The 439-nt window shown below is 41.7% G+C and carries 1 pseudogene; it reads right to left on the bottom strand.

Annotated features, from left to right (window positions below):
• Positions 1 to 439 (bottom strand): annotated as a pseudogene (locus DRF60_RS20935) (T9SS type A sorting domain-containing protein); the annotation flags it as partial.

Below are 439 nucleotides of genomic sequence, written 5' to 3'. Positions count from 1 at the left end.
GGAATTGAGGTAGAGCATCCAGAAAGTTTCATCATTAGATTCTATTCTTCCTTCTGCCTGGGTATAGCCTCCTAAAAGGATTCCTTTGGTCAGGTCTTGATTCTTGGCTCTTGAATCCTGACTCTGAATAACACTCGTTCCCATCAGAATATCCCTGTTTCCGAAACTGTAGGACTTCTGCCAGCTTTCTTCACCCCTCTCGTTTATGGAGATCAACCAAAGGTCGGTTCCATCCTCAATACCTGCCGTTTTATTTCCTGATCTTTCGGATCTGGATTCGCCGCCAATTAAATAGCCTGAAGAGGTTAAAGCAAGTGTCCTTAAATGATCATCACCTTTCCCTCCAAAATTCTTTTCCCATTCGGTTTTGCCATCTTTTGAAATTTTTATTATCCAAAAATCCCCTTCTCCAAAATTTTCGGTTTTCTTTGATCCACCC

Source organism: Chryseobacterium elymi, from assembly GCF_003385495.1.
GTDB classification, from domain to species: Bacteria; Bacteroidota; Bacteroidia; order Flavobacteriales; family Weeksellaceae; genus Chryseobacterium; species Chryseobacterium elymi.
Note: the sequence above shows the minus strand (reverse complement) of the source record. Positions and strands in the feature narration are given on the sequence as shown.